Here is a 25,116-nt window from a genome sequence, read left to right on the forward strand (position 1 = left end):
ATGAGAACAAAAAAAGGCAGTCCGCTATAACCAGCGAACTGCCTTCTTCTATATAAATCAATTCGAGTCAGCTTCAGCTGACCGATCATACCACGCGTTGAGCTCTTCCATCCGTTTGTTGTAAGCATCGCGAATGGAATAGGCAGATTGGGACCCAACCGGAAGCCGCAGCGGCGCATTACCTTCATTGATGACGGAGATAATATATTGAACCGCTTTGGCCGGATCGCCAATTTTAATGTTTGATAAGTTTTTTTCATACGCTTCGTAGTACGGGATGTACTCTGGCTTTTTCTCCGTCTGCTCCAGGGAGTGTCCGAGAAACTCGGTGGCAAAAACAGCCGGCTCGACAATCGTCGTTTTGATGCCAAAGCTTGCAAATTCTTTCGCGAATGCTTCAGAGAAACCTTCTACTGCAAACTTGGAGGCAGCATATAGGCTGAACGGCGGAAAGGAAACAACTCCGAAGAAAGACGAGAAATTAAGATAATGTCCTGATCCCTGGCGTTTGAATACAGGAAGCGTCGCGCGAATAACATCCAATACACCAAATACATTAACATCGAATTGTTTGCGAATTTGTTCATCCGCGTACTCCTCAAGCATCCCGAACAGTCCGTATCCCGCATTATTGACGACGATATCGATTTTTCCGAATACTGCTACAGCTTCTTGAACAGCAGCTTGAATTTGGTCCGATTTGGTGACATCCAGGGCGACAAGATGGACTCGATCCGGTGCTATTGTTTTAAAATCCTGAATAGCTTCAAGTTTGCGCGCTGTTGCAACTACTCTATCCCCAGCTCGAAGCAGCTGCTCCACAAAATGACGGCCAAATCCTGTCGAAGTTCCTGTAATAAACCATACTTTACTCATCATTTATTTCTCCTTTTTGTCTATCGATTTTAGTAATCAAGAATGAACATTCTAATATTTACAAAAAAATAAGGCTCCAATTAAATATCTAACATCGACATAGCGGAACCAGCTATGCGGTGAAGCTTCTCTTTGTCGGTAGAGGTTCTGGCGAGTACACGCAAACCTAGCATTGTGTTATGCATTTCTTCAGCAAGCTCACTTGCGTTACGAGTCGAAGCGAACTCACCACTTTCCAGTCCCCGCTGAATCAGTTCAGCGAGAAGCTTCTCCACTAGATCGAAGCTTTGTACAGTCTTGGCATCCACTTCGAGATCCCATGGAGCAAGCTCTACAGCCATATTGACAAGCAAGCAACCTGGGGGCTTGTCGTCGGTTCCTTCAATCATGAAGTCAAACAAAAAACGAATAGCTTGCTTAGCACTATCGGCGCGGGTGATGCCTGATTGAAATTGCCCGTTCAAGTATTCATTGTAACGTTCAATGGCTTTTAGAAACAGTTGATGCTTGTCGCCGAATGTATCGTACAAGCTTCTGCGATGAATACCTAAATGATCAACCAGATCATTAATCGATGTTTTCTCATAGCCTTGTTCCCAAAATAACCTCACAGCTTTCAGCAACGCCATATCGACATCAAATTCCTTGACTCGAGGCATTTCACATCACCTCCCTTCTGAATATAGTTATATCACATTGAGAACGTTCGGTAAAGAATTATTTTTACCGAACGTTCTCATATTGAACAATATAAAAAAGGCTATTCCATCAAAATGGAATAACCTCTTATTTTCATGCCGGTACTCCGTGCCGCATTAGAACAGACTTCACAAGCTCACTGCCCGTGGCCTTCTCCGGAAGCCTTACGCCTGCTGCAATGAGGCTCTCGGCTACCGCGGCATAGTCCCTGTGAGGGTCTTGATTGTGCATAGAGCCCCACATACAGCTATTGAGCGGAGTTCCCCCATATTCATTACGAATATCGATGGATGCTCCACGTTCGAGCAGCAATTGGACAATTTCGTTGTCACCCCGGATCGCCGCATGATGAAGGGCCGTCATCGAATGCTCATTTCGCCGTGCATCTGGCTGAAAACCAACATCCAACATGAGTCGCACAGCCTCTATTCGATGATCCCATGCTGCATTCGCAATCATACTCTGGTATTCCGAATCCAGGGATTGGATGATATTCCGATGCTCCTTCAACATGTTATAGACGGTTTCGGTATCCGCCCGCATACAAGCGAGCAACAATCGCTGCTCAACTGAACTGTACGGCAGCATCAACTCCGTAATGGCTTCATGTCCCAGATGCGCCGCGAGGAAAAACGGTCTCGCTCCAGCACTGATCATGTACTCATAAATGTGCCCACCGTTCGATTCACCGGAGGTAAACTCCCCTTTTCCTACCTGAGCTTGAAGAGCATTCGGATTCTCGTTAAGGATCCTGCGAACAAGTTCAAGGTCTCCCAACTGAACGGCCATAAAGATATCCGTCTGAGCACCACGTTGAATCAAATGTCTGCATTTGTCAGGTTTATTCACCGCATATTGAGCAGGCGTACTATAGTGGTCAATATCCCGCTTATCAATGTCAGCCCCGTGATCCAGCAGGAAATCGATGACGTCAGATGAGGCGGCATAATGGAGAGGAACCTGTCCATCTGGACCACGCTGATTGACAACCTCTGGATCTTCTTCCACCATCTTTTGCAAGACGTCTAGCATACCCAATGCTGCAGCAGCGTGTGGATCGACACGTGCTCCTCGTTCAATCAGGTAACGAGACAAGTTATGATGGTCATGATGCAGAACGCCAAATCCGCCGGCCCACCAGCTGCTCTTGGCATTGATATCCGCCCCGAATTGCAGCAGCACATCAACCATCTGTCGGTTACCTCTGTATGAAGCAATCACAATCGCTGGTGTATCAAAGGCAAAGCTTGGTTCGTCTATCCGTGAAACAAGCGATGGATGGGTTTGAAAAATCTGTCTTACAGCTTCGGGGTCATTGCGATCAACCGCCTGCTTGAATTGTTGAATTACCTTCGGGTCCAGATCAACCTTAGGAAGAGAATCATTAAACGATTCCGTCACGTAAGCATCCTTCCTCTTCTACTATGATTTGAGATTATAGAAAATCTCCGTTTCTAGTTTGGTTTCATCTTCATTCCAATGTCCATACACTTCCAATAACGGAAGCTCATGATATTCATCTGAAGCATTCACTTTTGCACGAATGCTTTCATAAGTTTTATCTAGCTCGCTATAGGATCCGATATGTTTGCAATAGGCATATTTTTCTAAAATAACATCCTTCTTCTCCAGTAATGAATCTTCATTCGGAGGAAGAACCAACTCAATGCCGGCAAATACATGGTGACCATTTTCATAAACTACGTGGTTCATTCCCTTATGAGAAAGCCCCTTCTCACGTACTTCCTTCCAAACTTTATCCAGCAATTCGAAAATCGTATCACTATACCTTTTTTGTTGATCATGCGTTTTAGAAAAGCCGAACAATGTAACCATTTTTCTTTGATTGAAAATGACTGGTTCCATTATGATCTCCCTTCTACTCTCGATAAAAGGATAGCACCCAGCACACGCCGTTCCGGTCAGTAACGATCGCCAGTAAACCTTTAAATGGAGCCTCATATATTTCCGTAAGAATTGTCCCGCCGGTTGCCAATGCTTCATAAATCGTCCGGAACGATTCTTCCGAATCGATTTTCAGGAAAACTCTCACATAGTCACCTTTCAACGCCGGTTTCGCCGCTTGAACATCGGCAAATTTAAGCGTTGCCGTCCCCACATGAAGGTCCGCGTTTAACACCACTTCACCTTGCTTGCGCAGAATAATAATCTCACCACCAAAAATGCTTTGGTAGTAATTAATTTCGTCTTTACAGTTCTCCACTACAATAAAAGGGATCGCTATCATCATGTACATCCTCCTTAATTTTGTTCTTACTATTAAGCGCTTGCCACTACACGTCTTCTTGTTCACTCAGATTGTGAAGAACAGTCTTCAAAAGGTCGTTCAACAAGTCATACTCCTCATCCGAAATACCTTTTCGGGTTTTACTCTTGACGCGGCTCAATGCTTCTTGTACTTTGGGCACCACCTCACGACCTGACTCTGTCAAATAGAGTAGTTGATAGCGATTGTCCGCGGGATCGGCTTCCCTACGAACATATCCTTCTGCCTCCAGCTTCGCAATCGCTTTAGCTGTAGTCGTCTTGTCAATGAGTAGCCTCTCGCTTAACGCTTTCTGTGTAATGGGCTGATGAAAAGCTATTGACATCAAGAAGATGTACTGACCGCTTCCAATGCGATAAGGTTGCAGCTCAGATGAGATCAGGATCTGCATGTGTCGATAGATGGCTGAGATATATTGCCCATGTGATTCCGTGCTGTCCTTGTTAGCAGGCTTCCAATGATCGTTCAATTTGCTCCTCCTTAAATAGGATGTCATTGCAACTAATTTCATCATATGGCATATAGGATGTTATTGCAACTAATTTTATACAAATAGGCTTGACGCCCGTATAGATCAACCATTTTACAGGTCAAAACGCAACGAACATCAAGCATTTATTGAAGCTTACTCCTCATTCACATATGGAATGGTTAAAGGTCCCAAAGGCAAAACGGCTACCGTCATCTTGTCGCCATACTTCTCTTTCAATTGCTCCAATGTAACTTCAATATCGTGAGTCGTTTTTAACATCGCTTTTTCGACGTCTTCATCAGCTAATGAAGAGTACAAATAAACATCGGCCCAGACCTGAATGACCGCTTGTTTTTGTACTTGCCATTGATCGAACTTTTGAAAGCTTCCGTCGTTAATCATGTCGAGAATCTCATGGGGTGTTTTTCGCATCTGTAGAATTTCCGCATAATTGCCGTGGTTCGGAATCCCATCCGAGCATTCTGAGGCACAGATGATGGTTCCACCCTCTTTAACAATCTTATGGGCCGCGCTCATCCCTTTGACTGCCTGATACAGATTCTGGTCTAACGGGTAGCCCGAATTGGAAGTAATGACAACGTCAAACCGTCCCTCAACCGGGATCATGGCATGCTGTTTGGTGAAAGCACACCCTTGATCATGGGCTTCAAACAACTCACCGGCAAAAACTTGCGTGATTTCCTTCGATTTATTCAGTGTCACATTGAGCATAAAATGAGGCTTGCACATCCGATTGACTTCTCGGGTCATATCCTGCAGCGGATTATTTACCATATTCCCCCACGTTGCCAATGGGTCTCCGATCATTCGGGCGTTATGAAAGGTCAATATGGTTTCGATTCCAGCAATACCAGGCATGATCCCTTTCGGTCCTCCAGAAAAACCTGCAAAAAAGTGAGGCTCAATAAAACCTGTAACAATTCTGAAATCTGCCTCTACATACTCTTTATTGAGATAGACATCGCACCCAAACTGGCTATGCCCCACCTTCACAAGTTCATCGTTGTTGTGGCAATGGTGATTAATCACACGGACACTGTCGACAACCGACTTGCCCAACATTTGAATCAGTTCTTCCTCTGTTTGATCGCGATGCGTTCCCGTACCGTTAATGATGACAACATTTTCTTTAGGCACGTGAGTCAGCTCTTCAAGAATCCACGGGACCAACTTCTCGTTAGGTGTTGGACGTGTAATATCACTAATGACAATGGCAACCTTATCCGTAGATTTGACCAACTCAGCCAAAGGCGGCGATCCAATCGGATGTCTGAGAGCTTCCAGAACGGCTTGTTTCTCTTCTTGCAATCCTTCCATATGATAGGGTTCGATAATCATCGAATGGTCTGGCACATTAACAGATAAAGCTCCTTTACCGTACAGCAGAGTCGTTTGCATAACTTTCCCTCCATCGTGAACATGAAATTGAGCAGTTTTATAGCTTACAAGTGTTGTGAAAGCGTTTAATAGTAAAATTATAACATAGAAAACTAGCCATAGACTTCTCCATTTTTACAGGAACAACCCTGGCGACCGCGGACAACTTTTAACATTATGGCTAACCGTTATTTAATGGTATAATTACCATTGTTCATCAAAATACTTAGAGTGAGGCGGTAATCGTTATGGAAACAGCTAAACAGACAGTAACGGTTGAAACTACAGTACATGCACCAGTTGAACAAGTGTGGGCATTTTGGACACAACCAGAACATATTACACAATGGTCTTTCGCCTCTGATGACTGGCACGCGCCAAGAGCCGAAAATGATTTAAGGGTTGGCGGAACATTTGTTACAAGACTCGAAGCCAAGGATGGAAGCTTTGGATTTGACTTAGGCGGCGTTTATGATGAAGTGAGAACGCATGAATTCATTTCTTACACCATGGGCGATGGAAGAAAAGTTGAGATCTCATTTATTCGTCAAGATAACGATACTAAGGTAATTGAATCATTTGATGCTGAAAGCGCAAATCCTGTTGAAATGCAACGAGCTGGCTGGCAAGCGTTTCTAGACAACTTTAAAAAATACAGCGAAACTGCCAAATAAGATTTGGTGATATAGATTGAATTGATTGGAAACCTCCCTTACTTACGGGAGGTTTTTTGTCATTTCATTTGCTGATTAACTTTGTATATATTCCTTGCCGGTGGGAAATTATAACAAAAAGTTTTGAAAGATAAAGGGGACTCAGGACAATGAATCCATTAATAAAAGAAATTACAGCTAAGTTTCTGAATAACGATGATTTCTTTCTTCAACAGGATTATTTTATGAATAACTCTGTTATCTTAATGGGCTTCAACACATTGGTCGACTTGACTGAGTCTCGAGAAGCTATGCATATGTACATAGAAAAGGCAATTTCTGTAAATATAACAGAGGAAGAATTATTAAGCTTGTTCGGGGAAGTCAAAGAGAGTGATATTAATGTTCTCATCTCATCTATTTTGCAGGGGAAATTAATCCTATTTTTCGCTAAATACAACAAATTTGTTGTGTCGCAGCCGATACCCAAATTGCTTAATCGGTTTACTGAACCTCCTACGAATGAAAACGTTCTTCAGGGGCCGCTAAGTTCCTTTGTCGAAGATATTGAACAAAACATTGGTATTGTCAGGAAACAAGTAAGCACAGATCAACTTTTTGTCAAATCGGTTTATGTTGGCAAGGATGAGAAAAAAAAGATTTCGCTTCTGTATTGCGAGAACCATGTGCAAATGGAGTTGGTGAATAATATTGTTCGTCAACTCGAAATGAACCTGGATAAGGAAGTTCACAATTTACAAAACTTATCAAAAACGATGGGATTTTCCGCCTGGGAATCCTTCTCTAAATTTAAAACGACAGAACTTCCTCTGGAGGCAGCTCAATGCTTGCGTATGGGGAAAGTCGTACTATTTGTAGATAGATTACCTTTAGCACTTATTCTGCCTAGTTTGTTATGGGATATGTTTGCAATGGAAAACGATCGCAATTATCCGCTTCCTTTAATGCTGTCAGTCCGATTTTTGCGAATCATTGGCGTTTTGATGACGTTAATTGTTCCTGCTTTATATGTAGCCCTCGTAGCCGTTAATCCCGAGGTGTTGAGAATAGAACTTGCGTTAGCGGTCTCTCAAAGCCGTGATAGTGTGCCATACCCTGCCCTTGTAGAAATCCTGCTGATCCTAGTTATTCTAGAATTAATTGTGGAAGCCAGCGTCAGATTACCCAAAAGTATCGGGCCCACAATTACTATGGTAGGCGGGATTATATTGGGTCAAGCTATCGTTGCTGCCAAATTAGTGAGTAACCTCATCCTGATTATCCTGGCCGCCACGACAATTGCGAATTCAACGGTGGTTGGATTTCAGAATTCGCTTTCCATCCGTTTATTTAAATATCTAATTGTAGTCCTAGCTGCCATGTATGGGGTGTTAGGCATGTTAGCGGGTTTAGTCCTGGTATGCGCCTACTTGGCAAGTCTAAATACTTTTGGAGTTCCCTATATTCAAATCAATGTGGCAAAGGATCGGAGCAATCATGGATAAAAGCATTTCCGTCATGCTTATGTACCTTCTTACTCATTTGGGGCTTATTTTTTTCCTATATCCGGAAGATATTATTGGAAGTACAGACTCCGCACATTGGATTCCTATTGTAATAGGAATTATTGTTCATTTTGTTGTTATTTCAATCTATATGAAAGGTCTAAGCTTTTACCCGAAGTGGGACATTATTCGGATTTACCTCAATGCAGGAAAAGCAGCTGCTATCATTTTTCTTTTGCCAGTTACACTTTATTTTTTTATCATCGCCATTCTAGCCGTTCGCGCTTACTCTGAAATCATTTGTATCGTTTTTTTATCCAATACCCCTTTATGGTCAATCATGATGTTATTACTTTTTGTGTCAACGTATCTTGCAGCTAAAGGGATTGAAGCCATTTTTCGCACTGGGGTACTATTGGCAATTATTTTTCTGCCTCTAATTTCTATGATTAGTTTCACTTCGTTTCAGAACATTAATTGGTACTACTCCTTTCCCCTTTTCGAACAAGACTTCTCGTTCCTGACGAAACCCTCTTATTTTAAAAGCTTTTTTGCCTTCGCAGGTGGCTTCTTGTTTCTAGGCTTCATTCAACCTGTTATTACGTATCAAAGAAAAAAAATTCTTCTTGCAGCCCTTTTTCTTATTCCCTTCTTTATCTTCTCCGTCTATATTCCTATTCTCACCTTCGGGGAGGCAACAGCAGTAACTCTTCATTTTCCTTTTGTCGTTGTTGTGGAGACCATTAATATTTCTTGGTTCATGTTTGACAGAGTGACCATGTTTTTCTTGCTTACACTGATTACTTTCAGCATGCTATTCATTTCCATTACGTTATGGCAGGCCAATCGCATTATAAGCAAGTGTTTACCAATCATTAAGCCGTTTTATCTACTGCTCGCGATCTCGGTTGTTATCTTTGTTTCCTGTTTAATGATTCCGGATTGGAATAGCGTCGGCAATCTATTTCTATGGAACACTCCTTTAAGATTTTTTGTTTTAGTTTCCGTTCCGTTGTCTATTTATTTTCTGGGGCTTCGTTTTAAAAGGAAGGTGGGGCATGAACTCAATTAAGTCTTCGTTGCAAGTTATTGTACTTCTAAGTATGGTAATTACGCTGAGCGGCTGTTGGGATAATAAGGACATAAATCATCGTACTTTACCACTGGTTATGGCTATAAGCAAGCAAAATGATGAGTACAAAGTCATCCTGCAAGACCCTGAGTTGGATCAGAATATGATAAAACTGAATTTAATCAGTGAAACTGGTAAAACAATCAGCCAAGCGGTAGATAAAATCAGTATGAATAAAGAAAAACAAATCGATTTATTCCATATTAAAGTCATTCTTATTGAAAAAAAACTTGCTCAGCAAGGATTGAAAGATATTATCGCTGGTTTCATGAGAAACGGGGAAATTTCGCTTAAAGCGTACGTTGTTATCTGCGATGAAGAGATTGAAAAGTATTTAGCCAATGAAAAGAAAACAACAGTCCCCAAACAAGCGTTTGTTTACGACTTTTTCGAAAAAAATGCGGGTTGGAACCCACAGATTGCTCGAGCACAGATCTGGCAAATTTATCGTAGTATATATTCGTACACCAATGATATTGCGATCCCTATTATTAAATCAGGTCAATCCTCCCCATGTGACTATATAGGCTCATCTGTTATTAGAAATGGGAAGATGGTTGAACAGATCACATCCGACGAAACCCTTCTGTATAATGCCTTCAACAAGGAAAGCACACAGGGAAAAATCGAGGTCATGGATCATGCGAGTGTCTTAATTGTTAGTAATTCGATGAAATATAATAGCGAGCTTGTTGACAATAAACCTTATATGCATACACAAATCAAATTGAAAGTTGTCGTCCTGGAGACAAAAGGAAATCCAAGCCAAACGCTCATTATACAAGAATTAGAAAAACTAATTACAGAAAGATTTCAAATGCTATTTTCAAAAATCCAAAAGAGTGAAGCTGACATTCTAGGAATTGGGCAGCGTTTTCGTACCATCATTCCAAGAAAAGATTTGCAGAATTGGCGAACCGAATACTACCCTCAGCTGAAAATGGAACTTCAATTTCATACAGATATCCAAAATGAAGGTTTAATCAAAATGCGTTCAAATTTAACGAAATGACAAAAAAGAAACCTGTGGATGACCTCAGGTTCCTTTTTCTTTTTCTGAGATGAACTAAAACTCGACACCGCGAACTTTTGCAAAAACCATTGTATCTCTCAAAGTACCATCTTGCGCAGACTTCTCTTGTCGAAGAATTCCTTCCAACGTGAATCCCTGACGTTCAGCAACACGTGAACTTCCTGTATTGCGACCGTCACATCGAATTTCAATACGATTAGCGTGCAACTCATGTATGGCATAATTCGTGATAGCGGCTACGGCTTCCGTCATATAACCTTTATGGCTGAAAGGTGTACGCAACCAATAACCAATTTCAAATTTGCGAGCTTCCCAGTCAATGCGATGTAAACCGCTGCTGCCAATGAGTTGACCGGTTTCCTTCAGAAACAGAAGTAATCTAAGATCAGTCCGATCTAAAAATTCCAGCCTGGCACGTCGGATGTTTATTTCGGACTCTTCAACGGTGGGAATTTGTCTAGCCCACGGCATCCAGGGACGCAATTCATCCATACTTTCTCTAATTGCTTCGTTAACCATCGCACCATCTCCCCATAAGGGAGCTCTTATTAGCAAACGTTCACTCTCAAAGCTTTCTGGTATCGTGTATAAAATCGGGCTGGATGCTTTGATACTCATCGCAATTACCTCCTATAGGAATGGTTTGTCTAAAAGCAGGAATTCATTTCTAAATAATGAGTTTATCGAATATATTGGGTTCAAGCAATTGTACGGAAATGGACAGGAGGTAAACGCTTATGGAATATTGTTCTACGACAGAGCCGTCTAAGCGGATATCAGATTTGATAGCTCTTGTAAAAGAAACCTATGATGTCCTTCAACGGGAGTCGGATCTGACCCCTTCAAATTCCGCGATCACGAAACCGATTTCTATTTTCACAGAGGCACTTAGGCAAGTATATACTCCAGAAGAAGTCAAGTATGTGATGGAGAATGTTGAAGTCGCCACACGCCAAAAAGGGTTGCTTGCCAAGCTGTCCGAAGCTGAGTACGGCATGGAGTTGTTCGACTCGCGACGCCTCTGCGATCAGCCCGAATTCGGGTTAGCGAGCTTATTCCAATATAAAAACTGGGGAAATTATGACAGTCTTGTTGGCGAGGAACTGAAACAGCTGCGCAGGATCATTCGGTCCGAAGAGATTTCTACGCCGATTGTTTTTGTCGGAAGCGGGCCTCTGCCGCTGAGTGCGATACTGCTCCATCTTAGATGGAATGTGAGCGTCACCTGTGTGGATATGGATCCGGATGCTTGCGAGGCTGCACATTCCATGATGGAACGCATTCATTTAAGCGATAACGTGCAAGTCGTGCAAGGAGATGGTGCGGACTTCGATTATGCTTCTTACCAGCATGTTTTTATTGCAAGCCTTGTTACGCAGAAGGATAAAACACTTGAACAAATCCGCCGGACGAATCCGAATGCCTTGGTCGTTATACGGACTGCGGAAGGCATCCGACAGCTCATGTATGAAGCGATCAACGAGGAAGCTATCGCCGCGGCTGGATGGCGACTCCTTGGCCGGACATCGCCGATCGCAAATCGAGTGATCAATTCAGCTCGCTTCTATCGACTTTGTCCCGAATGATATATCCTTGACCTAGTTCTATCTGCGTAAAGCCTGCCATATGCCGAGCTTGGAACCCAATCGGCTCTTGACTTCCTGCAAGCAAGAAATTTTGAATATCAGCTGCGCCTTCTGATGGTAGAATAAATGCTTTTATATAAGTGAATTCCTCGCTTAGCGTTGAATGAATAGCGTTCACGAGTTGGTCATTGTCGCCTTTACCAAACAGATTCATGACGATCAGTCCCGAAGGATCAAGCTTTTCTTTGCAAATTTCAAAAAATGGCTTCGAAATCAAATGAGTGGGTGTTCCTTTTTCAGTAAAAGCATCCAAGACAATTGCATCATAAACATTCTGCTTTTCATTCGCGAGGATTTGACGGCCATCACCTAATCTGACATTATCCTTCCTGTATCCAAAAAACTTTTTACTCAACTCCACCACGGTCTCATCTATTTCTACTACCTTGCATTGCTCTTCTGAAAAATAGCCAGCTATCGTCCCAATCCCGTGTCCGATAATAAACATTTTCTCGATAGACGGGATGTTGTATTCAATTAGATGAATAATAGCTCGTGGATATTCAAATAAGATATGTGTCGGATCATTCAAATCCATCGCACCTTGGATGGCACTATTAGAGAACTCCAGGACTCGAAACCTTCCCTTTTCACCATACAGCTCAGTAGTGTCGTAAACGGAAATCTCATGATTAGGGCTAGACGTTTTGAAAAGTAACTCCAAGTTATCGATTCCTTTCTGGTTGGTCTGCTTTTTCTTTCAGAAAGCTGACGAATTTCTGCGTGGCCGGGGACAGAAACCGGTCTTTTTTGATATGCAGTCCAACTTCCCATAACCAACCTTCCTCTTGGATTGGTATCCATTCCAGACCTTCCAGGTGCAATCCAGATGTTTTGGGCAGCACAGAAACGCCAAGACCTGCCGCTACGAAACCGGCCACCGTTGGAAGATCCTCCGCATCGTAGGTGGACGCGAGGGTGAAATTCATGTGATGGACACGGGTGAGAAGCGAGTCTCTTAAAGAGCAGTTATGCTTCAAGCCCACGAACGGCTCCCCTGTAATTTCTTTTAAGCTGATGGATTCCCTGCCCGCAAAACGATGATCGTAAGAGACCACCAGATACAACGGCAGCGAAAGGATTGGCACCCATTCATAGGTGTCGCTGACGGGTCTTTCCGAGGTAATCATCACATCGGAGAAGCCCTTCTCGACCTGCTCCAGAATGGCCCCCTTATCTCCCTGTGTCAACTCGAAGGTGATTTTCGGGTTAGCTTTCTGGTATTCACGTATCAATTGAGGAATTAAACCTACACCTAATATATTTAAATAAGAAAGATAGATGATCCCCGACTCAGGATTGGAACATTCTTCGATCTCCTGTTTTCCTCGCTCTACCTCTTGCAAAATCTTCTCAACTCGCTTCGCGAACATGGTTCCGTAACGGTTAATTTGCAGGTTTCTGCCCTTCCGCTCAAACAACGGTACGCCTAGCTCAGCTTCAAGCTTTGAGATCGAATGACTAAGTGCAGGTTGTGTGACGGATAAAGCTTCCGCGGCTTTCGTCAGATGTTCGATCCTGGCAACTTTCAGGAAATATTCTAATTGAGTAAGCTCCATAATTGCCTCTCCTAAATGCATAATAGTTATCATTCCTGTTGTTATCATACATACTGCTAATGATTGAAGCAAGGTTGAAGAGATTGTCATGAAAAATAATTCCCTCGGAGGCATTCCGATTAGGCGTCCGGGCTTGCCGGAAGAAGTGGCTGAGCTTGCCGCCTTCCTGGTTTCCGACCGTGCAGCTTCCACTACAGGAAGCGAATATGTGATTGATGGCGGAACGTTGTCAACCATTTGATTTTTATTTGTTTATATAAAAAGAGCTCTAAGAATTTGAAATTCCTTAGAGCTCTTTGCTATCACTTTCCTAAGTTAGCAATCGCGCTTGCGAGTATCTCTCTTGTCTCCGTAAATCGTTCCCTTGCGCCAACATCCAACGGGTCAATCCATGAGAACCCATCATTCTCATATCTAGCCCAGATGTGCATGTGGAAGTGCCCTAAATCGCTAAACTTTCCCCCATTTTGCATCATGCTGATTCCATCTGGGTGGAATAACGTTTTTAATCCTTTCGATAAGTTAGCTGAGGCCTTCATCACAGATTGGGCAGTTTCCAAGTCCAACTCGTCAACATCCGCATAATGTTTTTTGGGCAAAATAATACTATGTCCCTCACTGCATGGGTCAATGACTAAGATGCACGTCACATGCTCATCCTCGTATACGACATGCGTTGGCTCAAGACCATGTGCTAATCTACAGCCTAAGCACTCTAATTCATGATTCATCGACTTTCATTCCCTCCTGAAGCTGCCTTTGGCCAAATTTTTCATATAAAATTCTTCACTGCTTCCGTGCTATCCTGCCTTCCAATTGAAAAAGGCAACCAATCCACCTGGGACGGCTGCCTTCTAACGTTGTTGTATGGAATTCAACGATTATTTCAATACTTTTAACATTGCCCATACGATACCTAGATGATTAACTAAATGCAGCACCGTTGAAACAATCAACTCTCCAAAATTTTCACCTTTCAAAAAGTTGTCTTTCACCGGCGCTTCTAATTTATCCTTCAACAACTGATGAATTTGATTACGCTGTTCTTTCAACTGATTAATTAAGAAGTCCCATGCTGGCGGTTCTTCTTGCCAATGGGATTGTCTCGAGCCGTAGGCAAATAACTCCTGGTAATTGGCTGGAAGGACGAGTGGTTGCTCAGAAAGACCGAATACATGAAATTCAGTAACCGTGAGTACATGTCCAATGTGCCAATGTATACTGTTGACAAAACCTTCTGGAACAACCTTACGTTTGTCTGCTGGACAACTTTCAACCAATTCAATGAATTGTTCGAGATGTTTATCTAAAATATGGAAAATAAAATCGTTTCTCATTTGCTCAACTCTCCTAAGTTAGAATAATCATTCTCAAGAAATATACAATACCTTCTCCTATCTTGCATAATACATAATGCTGATATTGAATATCTCATATCCTGATATCAAATTATAATAGTTGTTAATTCTATTACTGGCATTCTTTTTGAGCAACTCATGATAGAATTAGGCAATAAAAACTTAGGTGTACAAAAGGGGATGCAAGGAATGACAGCGGTCGTAGACTGGAAAAATGGCGCTAATGGCCAGCGATTTATCGCCTCTTTTAGCGGAGGAAAAGATAGTGTCCTGGCACTTTATAAAGCAATGAAAGTAGGAAAAGCTCTTGGCCTGATCGTAATGCTGGAGGAGGAAGGAAAACGTTCTAGATCACACGGGACACCACCCGATCTTATACAGGCTCAAGCCGAATCCATTGGTTTGCCTGTCTACACGGCACCGGCAAGTTGGGCTGATTACGAAGAAGTGTTTATCCACCTTTTAGAAGATGCTAAAAAGCAAGGTGCGGAGGTGCTAGTCACGGGAGATCTCGAGTTGACGGCTCATGGTTGTTGGCAGGACAAAGTATCGAGCATTGTCGGACTGAAACTAGGTATGCCGCTATGGGAAATGGATCACCGTGAAACCGTTGAGGAATTCATTCGCTTAGGTTTTGTTTCAATTGTTGTTACCGTTAATTTAACGTTAGGAATGCGGGAAGATGATCTTGGTCGAACGTTAACCCTAGCTTTTGTGGAGGAGCTTGTAGCCCGCGGGATTGATCCTTGTGGCGAGGGTGGCGAATTCCATACCACGGTCATTGATGGTCCTCTTTTCAAACAACGCATAAGCGTACACCAAGGTGAGATTATCACGCACGGCGAATATGCCTTTTTGCCTTTGACGCTGGACCATGTCTAGTCGTGATTTCCCATGAATTTCCGTTTATATACAGTTTATAAATGCAAGTTATAATCCACAGTAATTCATTATGTAGGAGGAATTGCATTGGAACTGACATTCAGTGAGCGAAATTCTGAAGTACTGGCAGTCGAAGCACGTGGGCTCTTCAAAGCTTTTGGCCAAAACCGCGCGGTCGACGGCGTAAATTTGAGCGTACCTGCCGGTACCATCTATGGCGTACTGGGTCCTAATGGCGCCGGCAAGACGACCACCATTAACATGCTGGCAACCTTACTTCGGCCAGATGGCGGATCGGCGAAAATATTCGGCCATGATGTTGTGAAAGAGTCGCAGATTGTTCGTCAATTAATCGGAGTGACCGGCCAGTACGCATCGGTTGATGAGTCGCTTAGCGCTACAGAAAACCTGATGATCTTCTCCCGGCTTCTTGGTCTAAGCCGTGCAGAGGCCAGGAACAAAACAGAAGAACTTCTGGAGGAATTTGGCTTGACTGAAGCCGCGAAACGACCATTGAAAAACTTCTCCGGTGGTATGCGCCGCCGACTGGATCTGGCCGCGAGCCTAATCGCGCAGCCCCCTCTTATTTTCCTGGATGAACCTACGACAGGTCTGGATCCACGTACGCGTTCACAAATGTGGGACACGATCCGCCGGTTGGTGAACACAGGTTCTACCATCCTTCTAACCACACAGTACCTCGAAGAAGCCGATCAACTCGCGGACCGAGTAGCGGTTATCGATCGCGGGCGTGTTGTCGCTGAAGGAACTGTGGATGAATTGAAAGCCTCCGTAGGCACCTCATCTTTGCAATTAATCGTGAGCAATCCGCAAGATATCGAGGTTGCCTGCCGGATCATCGAGCAAGTGCTCAAGGTACGCCCTACGGTGACATCTGGAAAAATTACTGCACCCATGACCAACGCGGATCTTGTCACGGACCTGCTTATTTCCTTGCGAGAAGCCGGCATTCATTTGGCGGAGATGAGTGTGCAGAAACCGACGCTTGATGAAGTATTTTTAACCATAACCGGTCAAGGTGTTGGGGATACTTCCCAACTATCGGATGAGTCGAACAGCAGACAGGAGGTCCGCGTATGAAGAACACTACGATTCTACCACCTGCTGAGCGCAGATTGAAGAACCATACAAGCTTTAGCCAATCGGTGCGCAACTCGTTAACGATGGCTTATCGAGGACTTCTGAAAATTCGGCGCACGCCTGAACAATTGTTCGATGTCACACTGCAGCCCATTATTTTCACGCTCATGTTCACCTACATCTTCGGCGGTGCTATCTCGGGCGACGTGGTGAGCTATTTGCCCGTCATTATTCCTGGCATCCTCGTGCAGACCGTTATCACGACCTCCATCGTCACTGGCGTCCAGCTGCGGGAGGATATGGATAAAGGCGTTTTCGACCGATTCAAGTCATTGCCTATCGCGAGGATTGCGCCTTTGGCAGGAGCGTTTTGGCTGACACGATCCGGTATACTATTGCTACAGTTCTCACCTTTTCCATGGGCTTTATCATGGGCTATCGTCCTGAGGGTGGTTTGGGACATGTGGCGATTGCTGCGCTTCTTGTCATCTTCTGCTCTTGGGCTATCAGCTGGATCTTCGCCTTCTTCGGTGTGATTGCCCGAACAGCCTCAAGCGTTCAAGGGATATCAATGCTTGTTCTCTTCCCTCTTACGTTTCTTTCGAATGCCTTCGTTCCTGTGGATACCATGCCAGGTTGGCTTCAATGGTTTGTTAAAATCAATCCGATCTCTCACCTCGTCTCCGCCGTAAGAGAACTTGCCAACGCGGGCACTGTCGGCTGGGATCTCACCATCTCACTTTTTGGAGCGATTGTCATTGTGGCCATCTTTGCACCTATCACGGTAATTGCCTATATGCGCAGAACTTAAAAGATAATACAGCAAGGCTGCCACTCAGTTACGTGGCAGCCTTATTCATCGTTAGAAAGTTGCAGGGGACATAAAATAGGAAGACCATAAATTCGTCATAAAGATATCGAGAAGCGCAAAATAGAACAATTCCAAACCAATATTACGATCACCAAGCCCTTTTCGCCATAGCCGCGTACTTACATAAGCAAGAAAAGCCATAATAACCAGCATACTGAAGTAGACTAGGATAGGCTGGAGTACGTCCGGCATCACTTGAAGCGCCGCAGCCTTTCGGTAATCTCCAACTAAAAGCGCCTTAACTCCAACATACATGCCAAGTGATATGAAAAAATGCAACCGAGGGCGGGAATCGTATTGATGCTGCCAAAAAGCGTTGAGCACCAGCAGATAGATACCTGGCAAGAAGATCCACTTCAAGCTTAGAAACCATGTGACAAGGCCGATCCCCCAAAGTAGCGGAACATTCTCGGCAGCTGTTCGCAGATCATCTGCTGTTAGCCGGTTCATCCTCTCCCGGTAAGGCTGTTGATCTGTCGCGTAGTAGACACGGTAAGACGCTTCGTTCGCTGAATCAAGCCAAACAGCTAGGCGAGTATCCGAACTTTGCACAAGCTTAGGATATTGAGCAAATCCGTCATTTTGACTGATTTTTGTTGATGATTCCAGCTGAGTTTCATGAAAACTTAATTGATACACCTCTTGGCTGCTCATACGTCGACTTTTTTCATAAACGGATGAAACGATAAGTGTGGCTTCGCCAGTATCTGTTTCAGAGAAGATAGGTTGTAAGATTGTATCTGAATCACTGGTCTCAGAGCTTGGAAGATCTATTCGCTCATCTTGTACATCAGCAGGTTGATCCCAAGGAAATGTGAGCATCTGTAAACTACTCTTCCCTGACTTAGCTGAGCTGATCGTATAGGCGACCCTGAGTAAAGAGTTGTCTGCATACAACGTATAATCCTCTAAATACCTATTAACCAACTCCAAATCTTTGAGCTTCTCCATGACGACCGTTTTCCCGGATTTGGTATCCAGCTTGACAACGTGCAGGGCGGTGTTCCCTTCCTTGCTAGTCGCATAAACAGCGGACAGCATGCCGTTTTTATCCATAAAACCTTGTACCTGCTTAATTCCATTTGCATTAAGCTTTATCCAATCTGAAGCATCCCCTCCAGACGATATACCTACAAAGAGCGCCTCATCGTTATATGTGAGAAGTACAGTTTTGTCCGTTCCTGCCTGTAGGGTCTGAACGCCATTCATTTCGGTTTCAGTCAGCAATTTTCTCGGGGACCAGTTCCCATTATCCCATTCACTCGCATACAACTTGTTGCTCGCACCGATCCAGACCGCTTCTGCCTCACCAATAAGGCGATAGGACTGAAAAAGCTCCGTGTCCGGCACAGGTCGTACTACTGAGCTGCTCCGGCCCTCATTGTCAATCTTCACATAGATCAATTCATTTCCTGAACGATAGGCAAAAGATTGGTTCCCGGTCATTTGAACAGGACCTGCTTGGGAAGCGAGCTCAGGCAATAAAGTCGCTCGTCCATAAGGTTCTGCGAACGGCATCACCTGTTCTCTGGCCAACATCACCGTATGTATGATTCCGATCAAGAGCACAGCCGCCAGAAACGGCACAACAGTAAACAACTTCCATAAGGTACGATTTCCCAATCCAAAGCTCCTCATCTTTGTGTTTGTCTAACAGCTTATTAGACGTAAGTACCTATCCGATTGTTGCGCAAATAAAAGAAGCCGCAATTATGCGGCTTCCTTCTTACACACGACTATGCGATTTATTCGTTGTTTTCCATCCATTGAAAATGGAAGCTGCCTTTTTTATCTACACGCTCAAATGTATGAGCCCCAAAATAATCCCTTTGTGCTTGCAATAAGTTAGCAGGCAGTCTTTCTGTGCGGTAACTATCGTAGTAGGCTAACGCGGAAGCAAAAGCAGGAACCGGAATCCCTCTTGTCACAGCTACCGAAACAACTTTTCTCCATGCATCCTGATAGTTGTCTACGATTTTGCCGAAGTACTCGTCGAGGAACAAGTTTTTCAATGCAGGGTCACGATCATAAGCATCCTTGATATTTTGTAAAAATCTTGCGCGGATAATACAGCCGCCGCGGAAAATCATCGCGATGTTACCATAGTTCAAGTCCCAACCATACGCGTCAGAAGCAGCTCTCATTTGAGCAAAACCTTGCGCATAGGAAGCGATTTTGCTTGTGTAGAGTGCTTTGCGAACAGCTTCAATGAATTCCTTCGGATCACCGTCATAGCTTGACGCCGCGGGACCATTCAGACGTTTACTTGCAGCTACACGCTCTTCTTTCATTGCTGAGATAAAACGGGCGAACACGGATTCCGTAATAATGGACAATGGAACTCCCAAATCCAATGAGCTTTGGCTTGTCCATTTTCCTGTTCCTTTTTGTCCAGCCGAATCCAGGATCACATCCACCATCGGTTTGCCTGTTTCCGGATCTTTTTTCGCAAAAATATCGGCAGTGATTTCGATCAAATAGCTATCAAGCTCGCCATTGTTCCATTCCGTGAAAATATCATGCAATTCGCTTGTACTTAAGTTCAGTACATCCTTTAATAAGTGGTACGCTTCGCCGATAAGCTGCATATCGCCGTATTCAATGCCGTTGTGAACCATTTTAACATAATGTCCTGCGCCGTCTGCTCCAATATAGGTGGAACATGGGTCACCGTTCACTTTGGCCGAAATAGCCGTCAAGATTGGCTCTACTAATTCGTACGCGTCTCTTTGTCCCCCTGGCATGATCGCAGGTCCATTCAGAGCCCCTTCTTCACCGCCCGAAACACCAGCACCGATAAAACGGAATCCTTTGGCTTGAAGTTCTTTATTTCTCCGCTGCGTATCAGGGAAATAAGCGTTACCGCCATCGATGAGGATATCTCCTGGGCTTAAGTAAGGGATTAGTGAATTGATAGTATCGTCCGTAGGTTGGCCTGCTTTAACCATAATTAAGATTTTACGCGGTGACTCAAGGGATTGCACGAATTCTTCAGCGCTGTAAGTACCTACAAAGTTCTTTCCTGGCGCTTCCTCTAAAAGTTCATTCGTTTTTTCAGGAGAACGGTTATATAAAGCAACGGAGAAACCTTTACTCTCGATATTCAATGCCAGGTTTTTCCCCATCACGGCCAATCCAACCACACCAATTTGCTGTTTGCTCATCGTAATTTCCTCCTCTTATTTTTGCTCAGTTGCAGCGATACGTTTTTGTAGTTCGGCTTTTTGCGCTTCAAAACCAGGTTTGCCTAACAAAGCGAACATATTGACTTTATACGCTTCAACGCCGGGCTGATCAAATGGGTTCACACCAAGCAGCAAGCCGCTGATTCCGCAAGCTTTCTCAAAAAAGTAAACCATTTCGCCATACGTATACTCATTCAGTGCATCCAATTCAACGATCAGATTCGGAACGCCTCCGTCAACATGAGCAAGTCGCGTGCCTTCCGCCGCCTTCTTGTTCACTTCGTCCATCGTCATGCCCGCAATAAAGTTCAAACCATCCAAATTGGCGGAATCCTTTTCAATTGTCAACTCGATTTTCGGCTTCTTCACAGAAAGCACCGTTTCGATCAGATCGCGACGGCCCTCTTGGACATATTGACCCATGGAGTGCAAATCAGTCGTGAAATCCACAGACGCCGGATATAGACCCTTCTGGTCCTTGCCTTCGCTCTCGCCGAACAACTGCTTCCACCATTCGGAAACATAATGTAAGGACGGTTCAAAGTTCGCCAACAGCTCAATGCTTTTCCCTTTACGATATAGGGCGTTTCGAACCGCTGCATACTGATAGCTTTCATTGGTAGCCAGGTCAGCATTATTGTATTTCTGTGCAGCCGCCGCGGCTCCAGCCATCATTTGATCAATGTCGAGCCCTGCTGCAGCAATCGGCAGAAGTCCTACCGCAGTCAGAACGGAATAACGGCCGCCAACATCGTCAGGAATGACAAAGGTTTCATAGCCCTCTTCATCAGCCAGCTTTTTCAACGCACCTTTAGAAGAGTCTGTTGTCGCATAGATGCGTTTTTTGGCTTCCTCTTTCCCATACTTTTTCTCCATATAATCTCGCAGGATGCGGAATGCAATAGCCGGTTCCGTCGTTGTTCCCGATTTGGAGATGACGTTCAAGGAAACATCTTTATCTTTCAGCAGCTCCAATAAGTGCGTGATATACGTGGAGCTGATATTTTGACCGGCAAAATAAACTTGTGTATTTCCATCCATTTGATTATGAAAAGTGTGAGACAACGCTTCGATCGCGGATCTTGCGCCTAAGTAGGAGCCGCCAATGCCAATGACGATCAAGGCATCGGAATTGGAACGAATGCGCTGTGCAGCCTCTTTGATTCTTGCAAACTCTTCTTTATCATATTGAAGCGGCAGATTCACCCAGCCGAGATAATCGGAGCCTGGACCTTTCTTCTCATGAAGCATGTCATGCGCCACTTTCACAAATTCACTGAAGTAATCAACTTCATGCTGCTGAACAAACGGTAAAGCGCTGGAATAATTAAATGAAATAGCCATCTGGAACCTCTCCTTTTAGACCTGCATGCAGGGAATAAATCGTCAATTAGTTTGTATGATGGGCAAAATATTTTTCTTCACTTGATTGATTTACTTGTTCAATCTTGGAATCAAACCACCAATGATGGCCATTCGCCGCCAATAAGGCATCGGATTCAGCGGGACCATTCGTGCCCGCGGCATAGTGATGAAGCGGGACTAGATTTTCTTGGAAAGCGTCCAGGATCGGTTGAACCCATGCCCAGGCCAATTCAACTTCGTCCCAATGCGCAAAGAACGTAGGATCTCCTTGCAAAGCATCATAGATCAAGTTTTCATAAGCTTCGGGAACATCCTCCTGACTTTCGTGAAAGTCGATTTGGATAGGTTTATATTTCCCGTTCTTGGAAGGATCTTTCGAATTTAATTGCAGTGTGATACTTTCATTTGGACTAATTTCAAATACCAAAAGATTTGGCACTTGGCTTTCGTCATGATGTTGAGTCAGATTCGTATTCGGCTCTTTAAATTCAATGACGATCCGTGTTGATTTCTCATGCATTCTTTTTCCTGTCCGGATATAAATCGGAACGCCGCGCCAGAAGAAATCGTCGATCTGCAATTTAGCGGCAATAAATGTATCGTTCATGGAGGTGCTGGCAATCCCTGGCTCCGAGGTATAACCTACGACTTGCTTACCTCCAATCGATCCTTCTTTGTATTGCCCGCGGATCACATTGGCGCCAACATCCTGTTTGAGCAGCGGTTCGAGGTTTTCCATCACTTTTTTCTTCTTAAACCGAACCAACTCGGAGTTGCTGACATTAGGCAGGTGCATGGTAAGCATCATTAGTAATTGCAGCATATGGTTTTGGAACATGTCTCTTACCGCGCCTACATGATCGTAATAGCCTGCTCTCTCTTCAACACCAACGGTTTCATTTGCCGTAATCTGAACGTTGGCAATGTAATTATTAGCCCATATCGCGTGAAGGACTGGATTGGACTGTTGGATAACCTCGAGTTTTTGCACCATGGGTTTGCCAAGATAGTGATCAATACGATAGATTTCATTTTCGGCAAAAGCTTTGCTTAGCTGCTCATTTAAATCCCGAGCGGATTGTAAATCATGGCCAAACGGTTTCTCGATCACCAGGCGTTTCCAACCATCTGCGGTACCTAGACCACTTTCTTTGATATTCGCAGCAATTTTTTCGAAATATTCAGGTCCTACGGATAAGTAAAACATGCGATTCGGTACAATGCGGAGTTCTTCTTCCCGTTGTTCAATGAGCTTCAGCAGCTTCTGATAATCTTCTTTACGATCTATGTCAAGTACACTATAACGGAATGTGCGTAAGAAGTTTTTCAATAAGTCAGGATTGTTTGTTTTACGCCTGGAGAAAGTATGGATAGATTGTTCGACATTCGCCTGGAAGGCTTCATCTGAAAGCTCTCTTCTTCCCAGACCAATTAAAGAGAAGGATTCCGGTAGTTTATTATCGACAAACAAATTAAACAGTGCGGGGTAAATCTTTCTTTTGGCTAAATCCCCTGTCGCTCCAAATAAGACAAATGTAGTAGGTTCCATTTTCTTCTCTTCTCCTTCCAACAGAACTCCCTCAATCAGTTAGAAGCTCTGGTTTCTTTTTCGTAACTCCACTATAATATAATTACCACCTATAAAAGAAATCATTATATTTCAGAGGAGATATAGACCTCATCTATGATAAATAATTACGAATTATACAAAGTTTTTTATTGGGCAGCGAAAACAGGCAGTTTAACACAGGCTGCCAAAGCCCTGTATATTACCCAACCTAGCGTTAGCCACGCCATCAAGCAGCTGGAGGACAGTTTTGGTCTCGCTTTGTTTTACAGGAATTCCAAAGGTGTTGCTTTAACGCAAGAAGGTGCGATTCTTTATTCCTACATCGAGCAGTCTCAGAACTTCATATCGAGAGCTGAGGAGAAGATGGCGGCGCTCAAAAATCTGGACAGCGGCGAGCTGCGGATCGGCGGAAGCGACTCTCTTTTCAAACATTATTTACTCCCGTATTTGGAAGAATTCCATCAAAATCACCCAGGCATCAAGCTGCACTTGAATCATGGGACTACACCGGAAATTATCTCTTTTCTTAAAGAAGGCAGGATTGATTTGGGCGTTGTTCGTATGCCTATTGTTGATGCCCAGCTTGAAGTACGGGAAAGCATTCAGCTTAAGGATTGCTTTGTGGCGGGGCCGCGTTACGAACAGTTGAAGGGCGAGACATTATCCCTGGAAATGCTGCTACAATATCCCGTCATTCTATTCTCGCGCAACAGCCGGGCACGAATGGCCATTACGGAATTATTCCAAAGCTACGGCTATAAGCTTAAGCCTGAAATCGAGGTCGGCAGCGTGGAGCTTCTCATCGAGTTTGCGCGGAAAGGACTAGGGATATCCTACGTGACGAAGGAATTTATTTCGAAAGAGCTGGAAGAAGGCTCCCTCTTCGAAATTCAATTGGATGTGAAGCTGCCGCCTACTCATGTAGGGATTATGACGATGCGCAACATGCCTCTTTCTATTTCAGCAAGAAGGTTCATAGAGTTGGTTCAATAGAGTTCAAACAAAAAAGAGGCTCTCCCTCCGTCATGAAATGACTCTGGGATTGCCTCTTTTCGCTTAAGATGATTAGTTTGAAGGGATGATGCGAAAGCTTTTATCCAAATTAACAAGCATCATAAAATTGCGATTGAAAGTAAAAATCCGTTTCACTTGATAATAGGACATGGTCACAGCAGTGAATGCTTCACTTAGCGAGAACCGCAGTTCGGGCCTGTCTAGCAGTAATCTGCGCGATTCCATTTCGAATTCAGGACTGCTGGAGATCAGTGTCAACTTGCCTTTACTCACGGCTTTATCGATGGCACTCAGAAAATATTCGGCCCGCTGGTAGCTGTACGCATTGCGCAGCCATTCGTGAAGATCAAATATAATCGAGTTGGTCGTCACGTAATTACGTTCCAGATCATGAAAATCCAGAAACAAAGAACGAGCTTTCGCATAACTGGGATCTTCAGGGTTCATGAACGCGGCTAAAGCTGTACCATCCAGGAAAATGGCATCCTGTATATTCATGTGGTTATCCAT

At 43.9% G+C, this 25,116-nt stretch carries 25 protein-coding genes and 2 pseudogenes; 10 read left to right on the forward strand and 17 right to left on the reverse strand.

Annotated elements, in window-relative coordinates:
• Positions 1-57: 57 nt before the first annotated feature.
• The 7 genes from GON05_RS35595 to larA all read right to left on the reverse strand — a co-directional run bounded on the left by GON05_RS35595 (position 58) and on the right by larA (position 5,753).
• On the reverse strand, positions 58-876 hold the full coding sequence (locus tag GON05_RS35595; RefSeq protein WP_157326225.1) for an SDR family NAD(P)-dependent oxidoreductase: 819 nt from the start codon (positions 874-876) through the stop codon (positions 58-60).
• Positions 877-956: 80 nt separating this feature from the next.
• Positions 957-1,535: a TetR/AcrR family transcriptional regulator gene (locus GON05_RS35600; protein WP_157326226.1), complete on the reverse strand. Its 579-nt coding sequence runs from the start codon at positions 1,533-1,535 to the stop codon at positions 957-959.
• Positions 1,536-1,668: 133 nt separating this feature from the next.
• A complete protein-coding gene (locus GON05_RS35605; protein ID WP_157326227.1) occupies positions 1,669-2,976 on the reverse strand; it encodes an ankyrin repeat domain-containing protein in 1,308 nt (435 codons plus the stop codon).
• A 21-nt stretch (positions 2,977-2,997) separates the two neighbouring features.
• Positions 2,998-3,441: a GyrI-like domain-containing protein gene (locus tag GON05_RS35610; RefSeq protein ID WP_157326228.1), complete on the reverse strand. Its 444-nt coding sequence runs from the start codon at positions 3,439-3,441 to the stop codon at positions 2,998-3,000.
• A 13-nt stretch (positions 3,442-3,454) separates the two neighbouring features.
• A complete protein-coding gene (locus tag GON05_RS35615; protein ID WP_246239740.1) occupies positions 3,455-3,826 on the reverse strand; it encodes a VOC family protein in 372 nt (123 codons plus the stop codon).
• Between the two features lie 43 nt (positions 3,827-3,869).
• Positions 3,870-4,331: a MarR family winged helix-turn-helix transcriptional regulator gene (locus GON05_RS35620; RefSeq protein ID WP_246069324.1), complete on the reverse strand. Its 462-nt coding sequence runs from the start codon at positions 4,329-4,331 to the stop codon at positions 3,870-3,872.
• 156 nt (positions 4,332-4,487) lie between these two features.
• Positions 4,488-5,753, reverse strand: coding sequence for a nickel-dependent lactate racemase (gene larA, locus GON05_RS35625; RefSeq protein WP_157326229.1), 1,266 nt, complete (start codon positions 5,751-5,753; stop codon positions 4,488-4,490).
• Between the two features lie 227 nt (positions 5,754-5,980).
• Between larA and GON05_RS35630 the strand changes: the two genes are divergently transcribed.
• The 4 genes from GON05_RS35630 (at position 5,981) to GON05_RS35645 (ending at position 10,034) form a co-directional block, all read left to right on the forward strand.
• Entirely contained in the window at positions 5,981-6,406 is a 426-nt protein-coding gene (locus GON05_RS35630; RefSeq protein WP_157326230.1) for an SRPBCC family protein, read from the forward strand.
• 149 nt (positions 6,407-6,555) lie between these two features.
• Complete coding sequence (locus GON05_RS35635) at positions 6,556-7,890, forward strand: spore germination protein (protein ID WP_157326231.1); 1,335 nt, start codon at positions 6,556-6,558, stop codon at positions 7,888-7,890.
• Positions 7,883-8,962, forward strand: a complete 1,080-nt coding sequence (locus GON05_RS35640) for a GerAB/ArcD/ProY family transporter (RefSeq protein WP_157326232.1) — start codon at positions 7,883-7,885, stop codon at positions 8,960-8,962. The genes GON05_RS35635 and GON05_RS35640 overlap by 8 nt, the downstream gene beginning before the upstream one ends.
• Positions 8,949-10,034, forward strand: coding sequence for a Ger(x)C family spore germination protein (locus tag GON05_RS35645; RefSeq protein WP_157326233.1), 1,086 nt, complete (start codon positions 8,949-8,951; stop codon positions 10,032-10,034). Before GON05_RS35640 ends, GON05_RS35645 begins: the two co-directional genes overlap by 14 nt.
• Positions 10,035-10,088: 54 nt before the next feature.
• On the opposite strand, the gene GON05_RS35650 is transcribed toward GON05_RS35645, so the two are convergent.
• Positions 10,089-10,673 carry a GNAT family N-acetyltransferase gene (locus GON05_RS35650; protein WP_157326234.1) on the reverse strand — a complete coding sequence of 195 codons (585 nt, stop codon included), beginning with the start codon at positions 10,671-10,673 and terminating at the stop codon, positions 10,089-10,091.
• A 119-nt stretch (positions 10,674-10,792) separates the two neighbouring features.
• Between GON05_RS35650 and GON05_RS35655 the strand changes: the two genes are divergently transcribed.
• On the forward strand, positions 10,793-11,641 hold the full coding sequence (locus GON05_RS35655; RefSeq protein ID WP_157326235.1) for a nicotianamine synthase family protein: 849 nt from the start codon (positions 10,793-10,795) through the stop codon (positions 11,639-11,641).
• Here the strand turns inward: GON05_RS35655 and GON05_RS35660 are convergent.
• Both GON05_RS35660 and GON05_RS35665 read right to left on the reverse strand, forming a co-directional pair.
• Positions 11,604-12,365, reverse strand: coding sequence for a spermidine synthase (locus GON05_RS35660; protein ID WP_157326236.1), 762 nt, complete (start codon positions 12,363-12,365; stop codon positions 11,604-11,606). The genes GON05_RS35655 and GON05_RS35660 overlap by 38 nt on opposite strands.
• A 1-nt stretch (position 12,366) precedes the next feature.
• The gene (locus GON05_RS35665; protein WP_157326237.1) at positions 12,367-13,260 is read right to left on the reverse strand and encodes a LysR family transcriptional regulator; all 894 of its coding nucleotides are present in this window, start codon (positions 13,258-13,260) and stop codon (positions 12,367-12,369) included.
• 97 nt (positions 13,261-13,357) lie between these two features.
• Between GON05_RS35665 and GON05_RS35670 the strand changes: the two are divergent.
• Positions 13,358-13,501, forward strand: a pseudogene (locus tag GON05_RS35670) (SDR family oxidoreductase); the annotation flags it as partial.
• A gap of 61 nt (positions 13,502-13,562) precedes the next feature.
• On the opposite strand, the gene GON05_RS35675 reads toward GON05_RS35670, so the two are convergent.
• Both GON05_RS35675 and GON05_RS35680 read right to left on the reverse strand, forming a co-directional pair.
• Positions 13,563-13,991: an HIT family protein gene (locus GON05_RS35675; RefSeq protein WP_157326238.1), complete on the reverse strand. Its 429-nt coding sequence runs from the start codon at positions 13,989-13,991 to the stop codon at positions 13,563-13,565.
• Positions 13,992-14,141: 150 nt separating this feature from the next.
• Complete coding sequence (locus GON05_RS35680) at positions 14,142-14,597, reverse strand: DinB family protein (protein WP_157326239.1); 456 nt, start codon at positions 14,595-14,597, stop codon at positions 14,142-14,144.
• A gap of 210 nt (positions 14,598-14,807) precedes the next feature.
• Between GON05_RS35680 and GON05_RS35685 the strand changes: the two genes are divergently transcribed.
• From GON05_RS35685 to GON05_RS35695, 3 genes and pseudogenes are all read left to right on the forward strand, one after another.
• Positions 14,808-15,500: a Dph6-related ATP pyrophosphatase gene (locus GON05_RS35685; protein ID WP_157326240.1), complete on the forward strand. Its 693-nt coding sequence runs from the start codon at positions 14,808-14,810 to the stop codon at positions 15,498-15,500.
• A gap of 87 nt (positions 15,501-15,587) precedes the next feature.
• On the forward strand, positions 15,588-16,601 hold the full coding sequence (locus GON05_RS35690; protein ID WP_157326241.1) for an ATP-binding cassette domain-containing protein: 1,014 nt from the start codon (positions 15,588-15,590) through the stop codon (positions 16,599-16,601).
• Positions 16,598-17,412, forward strand: a pseudogene (locus tag GON05_RS35695) (ABC transporter permease). Before GON05_RS35690 ends, GON05_RS35695 begins: the two are co-directional and overlap by 4 nt.
• 51 nt (positions 17,413-17,463) lie before the next feature.
• Here GON05_RS35695 and GON05_RS35700 read toward each other — a convergent pair.
• The 4 genes from GON05_RS35700 to zwf form a co-directional block, all read right to left on the reverse strand.
• Positions 17,464-19,095 carry a hypothetical protein gene (locus GON05_RS35700; protein ID WP_157326242.1) on the reverse strand — a complete coding sequence of 544 codons (1,632 nt, stop codon included), beginning with the start codon at positions 19,093-19,095 and terminating at the stop codon, positions 17,464-17,466.
• A gap of 122 nt (positions 19,096-19,217) precedes the next feature.
• On the reverse strand, positions 19,218-20,636 hold the full coding sequence (gene gndA, locus GON05_RS35705; RefSeq protein ID WP_127457221.1) for an NADP-dependent phosphogluconate dehydrogenase: 1,419 nt from the start codon (positions 20,634-20,636) through the stop codon (positions 19,218-19,220).
• A gap of 15 nt (positions 20,637-20,651) precedes the next feature.
• On the reverse strand, positions 20,652-22,001 hold the full coding sequence (locus GON05_RS35710) for a glucose-6-phosphate isomerase (RefSeq protein ID WP_157326243.1): 1,350 nt from the start codon (positions 21,999-22,001) through the stop codon (positions 20,652-20,654).
• Positions 22,002-22,047: 46 nt separating this feature from the next.
• Entirely contained in the window at positions 22,048-23,571 is a 1,524-nt protein-coding gene (zwf, locus tag GON05_RS35715) for a glucose-6-phosphate dehydrogenase (protein WP_157326244.1), read from the reverse strand.
• A 135-nt stretch (positions 23,572-23,706) separates the two neighbouring features.
• On the opposite strand from zwf, the gene GON05_RS35720 reads away from it, so the two are divergent.
• Positions 23,707-24,585, forward strand: a complete 879-nt coding sequence (locus GON05_RS35720; RefSeq protein ID WP_127457218.1) for a LysR family transcriptional regulator — start codon at positions 23,707-23,709, stop codon at positions 24,583-24,585.
• Between the two features lie 72 nt (positions 24,586-24,657).
• On the opposite strand, the gene GON05_RS35725 is transcribed toward GON05_RS35720, so the two are convergent.
• Positions 24,658-25,116, reverse strand: a complete 459-nt coding sequence (locus tag GON05_RS35725) for a hypothetical protein (protein WP_157326245.1) — start codon at positions 25,114-25,116, stop codon at positions 24,658-24,660.

Source organism: Paenibacillus anseongensis (assembly GCF_009757995.1).
Classification (GTDB): Bacteria; Bacillota; Bacilli; order Paenibacillales; family NBRC-103111; genus Paenibacillus_E; species Paenibacillus_E chondroitinus.

Coding starts and splice junctions, on each gene's coding strand:
- GON05_RS35595 (WP_157326225.1), bottom strand. CDS start 876: ATGAGTAAAGTATGGTTTATTACAGGAACTTCGACAGGATTTGGCCGT.
- GON05_RS35600 (WP_157326226.1), bottom strand. CDS start 1,535: ATGCCTCGAGTCAAGGAATTTGATGTCGATATGGCGTTGCTGAAAGCT.
- GON05_RS35610 (WP_157326228.1), bottom strand. CDS start 3,441: ATGGAACCAGTCATTTTCAATCAAAGAAAAATGGTTACATTGTTCGGC.
- GON05_RS35615 (WP_246239740.1), bottom strand. CDS start 3,826: ATGATGATAGCGATCCCTTTTATTGTAGTGGAGAACTGTAAAGACGAA.
- larA (WP_157326229.1), bottom strand. CDS start 5,753: ATGCAAACGACTCTGCTGTACGGTAAAGGAGCTTTATCTGTTAATGTG.
- GON05_RS35630 (WP_157326230.1), top strand. CDS start 5,981: ATGGAAACAGCTAAACAGACAGTAACGGTTGAAACTACAGTACATGCA.
- GON05_RS35635 (WP_157326231.1), top strand. CDS start 6,556: ATGAATCCATTAATAAAAGAAATTACAGCTAAGTTTCTGAATAACGAT.
- GON05_RS35640 (WP_157326232.1), top strand. CDS start 7,883: ATGGATAAAAGCATTTCCGTCATGCTTATGTACCTTCTTACTCATTTG.
- GON05_RS35645 (WP_157326233.1), top strand. CDS start 8,949: ATGAACTCAATTAAGTCTTCGTTGCAAGTTATTGTACTTCTAAGTATG.
- GON05_RS35650 (WP_157326234.1), bottom strand. CDS start 10,673: ATGAGTATCAAAGCATCCAGCCCGATTTTATACACGATACCAGAAAGC.
- GON05_RS35655 (WP_157326235.1), top strand. CDS start 10,793: ATGGAATATTGTTCTACGACAGAGCCGTCTAAGCGGATATCAGATTTG.
- GON05_RS35665 (WP_157326237.1), bottom strand. CDS start 13,260: ATGGAGCTTACTCAATTAGAATATTTCCTGAAAGTTGCCAGGATCGAA.
- GON05_RS35675 (WP_157326238.1), bottom strand. CDS start 13,991: ATGAATCATGAATTAGAGTGCTTAGGCTGTAGATTAGCACATGGTCTT.
- GON05_RS35680 (WP_157326239.1), bottom strand. CDS start 14,597: ATGAGAAACGATTTTATTTTCCATATTTTAGATAAACATCTCGAACAA.
- GON05_RS35685 (WP_157326240.1), top strand. CDS start 14,808: ATGACAGCGGTCGTAGACTGGAAAAATGGCGCTAATGGCCAGCGATTT.
- gndA (WP_127457221.1), bottom strand. CDS start 20,636: ATGAGCAAACAGCAAATTGGTGTGGTTGGATTGGCCGTGATGGGGAAA.
- GON05_RS35710 (WP_157326243.1), bottom strand. CDS start 22,001: ATGGCTATTTCATTTAATTATTCCAGCGCTTTACCGTTTGTTCAGCAG.
- zwf (WP_157326244.1), bottom strand. CDS start 23,571: ATGGAACCTACTACATTTGTCTTATTTGGAGCGACAGGGGATTTAGCC.
- GON05_RS35720 (WP_127457218.1), top strand. CDS start 23,707: ATGATAAATAATTACGAATTATACAAAGTTTTTTATTGGGCAGCGAAA.
- GON05_RS35725 (WP_157326245.1), bottom strand. CDS start 25,116: ATGGATAACCACATGAATATACAGGATGCCATTTTCCTGGATGGTACA.